1 protein-coding gene and 2 rRNA genes are annotated in these 2,868 nt (G+C 54.6%); all 3 read left to right on the top strand.

The window, feature by feature from the left end:
- Nucleotides 1-3: 3 nt before the first annotated feature.
- Nucleotides 4-120 (top strand): 5S ribosomal RNA (gene rrf, locus JJB07_RS23685).
- Nucleotides 121-186: 66 nt separating this feature from the next.
- A complete protein-coding gene (gene topA / locus JJB07_RS23690) occupies nucleotides 187-2,559 on the top strand; it encodes a type I DNA topoisomerase (RefSeq protein ID WP_201638501.1) in 2,373 nt (790 codons plus the stop codon).
- Nucleotides 2,560-2,809: 250 nt separating this feature from the next.
- Nucleotides 2,810-2,868: ribosomal RNA gene (locus tag JJB07_RS23695) — 16S ribosomal RNA — on the top strand; the annotation flags it as partial.

Here is a 2,868-nt window from a genome sequence, read left to right on the forward strand (position 1 = left end):
AAGTCTCGTGATGATGGCGGAAAGGTCACACCTGTTCCCATCCCGAACACAGAAGTTAAGCTTTCCAGCGCCGATGGTACTTGGACCGCAGGGTCCCGGGAGAGTAGGACGTCGCGAGGCACTAGAGAAAGGGCTCGATCCGGATGAGGATCGAGTCCTTTTTTTGCATAGAAAGGGGTTGAAGAGATGGCCAAACACCTAGTGATCGTGGAGTCGCCTGCGAAGGCCAAAGCGATCAACTCCTATTTGGGGAGAGAGTACGTTGTCAAAGCATCGATGGGTCACATCCGCGACCTGCCGGAAAAAAGCTTTGGTGTCGATATTGAAAAGCGTTTTGAACCGCAATATGAAGTGATGAAGGGCAAGGTGGCGCTGGTCAAGGAATTGCGCAGCCTCGCCAAGTCTTCCGATACGATTATTTTGAGTACCGACCCGGACCGCGAAGGGGAAGCGATTGCGTTTCACTTGGAGGAGCTCTTGAAAGGGCCGGGTAAGCGGATTCAACGCGTGACGTTCCATGAGATTAATAAAAAAGCCGTTCTGCAAGCGATGTCGCAGCCGCGTGCCATCGACCGGCATCTGGTTGATTCGCAGCAGGCTCGTCGGATTCTCGACCGGCTGGTGGGGTACAAGTTGAGTCCGTTTTTGGGGCGCAAGATCCGGCATGGTCTGTCGGCGGGGCGTGTGCAGTCTGTGGCGCTTTTGTTAGTCGTGCAGCGGGCGGAGGAGATTGAGAACTTCAAGACGGAAGAGTATTGGGAGATTCACGCGCAGGTGCAGACCGGAGGGGATGCGTCACCTTTTACCTGTCAATTGACGACGATTGAGGGGAAAAAGGCGAAGATTCCAACCGGAGATCTGGCGGCGGCCATCGTCGCTGAGGCGAAGGCGCAGACGTTTGGAATTACAGATGTGGAGCGCGCGGAAAAGAAGCGATACCCGGCACCGCCGTTTACGACGTCAACTCTGCAGCAAGAGGCTTCGCGCAAGTTGCGGTTTGACGTGGCGAAGACGATGCGTGTGGCGCAACAGTTATATGAAGGGATCGATGTCAACGGGCAGACGTCCGGTTTGATCACCTATATGCGGACCGACTCCACCCGTGTGGCGCCGCATATGCAACAAGAAGCGTTGAAGATGATCGGCGAGCGGTTCGGGCAAGCGTATCGACCGTCGAGACCGAATTTTTATCGATCCAAAGACAGCGCACAAGATGCGCACGAAGCGATTCGACCGACTCATTTGGAGTGGACGCCGGAGCGGTTGAAGTCGCAATTGGCACCGGATCAGTTTCGTTCGTACAAGCTCATTTATGAGCGTTTTTTGGCGAGCCAGATGGCGGCGGCAGTGTATGATACGGTTTCGGTGAGCATCCAGTCGGGGCGTTTTGGCTGGAAGGCGAACGGACGTACGCTGAAGTTTGATGGTTTTTTGAAGCTGTATGAAGAAGGGATCGACCCGAAAAAAGCGGGCGGCGATCATGAGGAGCAGGATGTGACTCTGCCGCCGGTGGAAACGGGTCAGCGTTTGCAGGTGAGAGAGGTCAAGCCTTCGCAGCACTTTACGAAGCCGCCGGCCTATTACACCGAGGCGAGTTTGGTCAAGGAGTTGGAGAAGCGCGGCGTCGGGCGTCCTAGTACGTATGCGAGCATCATCTCGGTGTTGAAAGCGCGGGATTATGTGATCGTGGTGGACAAAAAGTGGTTTCACCCGACCGATATCGGGCGTGCGGTTTGCCATACGTTGGTGGCGCACTTTCCGGGGCTGATTAACGTCGAATTCACGGCGGAGATGGAGAAGCAGTTGGACAACGTGGCGGAGGGTGCGCGGGAGTGGCGCTTGTTGCTCGATGAGTTTTATCGTCCTTTTGCCGAGACGTTGGAAGTGGCGATGAAAACGGGTGACCGTGTGGTGTTGGGGGAGCAGACAGAGCGAAGTTGCCCGGCCTGTGGGCAACCTTTGTGGCGGCGGACGACGAAGTATGGGGATGTGTATGCTTGCGGAGGATATCCGAAGTGCAAGTATATCGTGCCGGTCGGGGAGTCGACGACGGTTCCTTGTCCGAGTTGTACGCACCATCTGACCTTGACGGAATCGGTGCCCAAGGGGAAGAAAAAGCCTGTGAAGCAGTATTTCTGTTACCAGTGCCGAGGGCGTTTTGCGTATGGCAAGCGCGGGGTGCCGGAGCCGTTGGTTGTGGAGACAGAGCATAAGTGCGACAAGTGCGGTTCTGCGTTGGTGAAGCGCAAGGGGCGTTATGGCGAGTTTTTGGCATGCAGCGGGTACCCGAAGTGCAAGAACATCCTCAAGATCGACAAGGAAGGCAAACCGGTGGAGGCTGCATCGAAGTTGGTGCAAGTCACGAACCAGTGCTGCCCGAAGTGCGGTTCTGTGATGGTGGTGCGGGCCAAGGGAGAGGAGAAGTTCCTTGGTTGCAGCCGATATCCTTCATGCCGGACGACAAGCAAGTGGCAGGAGGGTGTACAAATCATCGACGAGCTCTCGAGCGACGAGGTGAAAAAACGCTACAAACAGGTCAAGAAAAAGAAAAAAGCGTAAAACGCACCCCATGTGGGTGCGTTTTTCTATGTTCCGAGAACAAAATACGGAGATCAGTTCGCGAGATCGTCATAAATGAGGACTTTCAACGGAATTTGTTCTGGTATGACATTCCAGTGAGTTGAGACAAGCCTTGTGGGCATGGTAAGATAACTCTTGTCGCCGCGAGAGACACAGCGGTTGACGCGATTGATCCTTGAAAACTAAACGAGTGATAGATGAAGATCGATTCGAGTCAGCGAACCAAACTTTTATTGAGAGTTTGATCCTGGCTCAGGACGAACGCTGGCGGCGTGCCTAATACATGCA

Source organism: Tumebacillus amylolyticus (genome assembly GCF_016722965.1).
GTDB lineage: Bacteria > Bacillota > Bacilli > Tumebacillales > Tumebacillaceae > Tumebacillus > Tumebacillus amylolyticus.

What these genes read in the sequence shown, in the direction of transcription:
- topA (WP_201638501.1), top strand. Translation starts at nt 187, where the DNA reads ATGGCCAAACACCTAGTGATCGTGGAGTCGCCTGCGAAGGCCAAAGCG.